1 protein-coding gene is annotated in these 250 nt (G+C 40.4%); it reads right to left on the minus strand.

What is annotated here, in order from left to right; translation table 11 throughout:
* A partial coding sequence (locus AAEY78_RS14325) for a TonB-dependent receptor plug domain-containing protein (RefSeq protein ID WP_352340097.1) occupies positions 1-250 on the minus strand: 250 nt, incomplete at both ends.

The following is a 250-nucleotide window of genomic DNA, read 5'->3' on the forward strand; positions in this document are numbered from 1 at the left end:
GGTAGCCGGTTGATGAACTTAACTCAAAACCACGTAAGTTAAATACTTCACGATTACGTTGCTTAGATCCTGGCGTTAAACTCGCATCGTTACTTAGTACTTCACCTAAGGTTGTTGCTAGTTGCTCATTTACAATTGTATCTGTAATAACAGTGACTGATTGTGCGGTATCGAGTAATGAGGTTGAGGTTCTCATTGCGCCACTGGCATTATCTACTTTGTAGTCGTTGAAGTAACTGCCTTTTACTTC

Source organism: Psychrobacter sp. 16-MNA-CIBAN-0192 (assembly GCF_040309565.1).
GTDB lineage: Bacteria > Pseudomonadota > Gammaproteobacteria > Pseudomonadales > Moraxellaceae > Psychrobacter.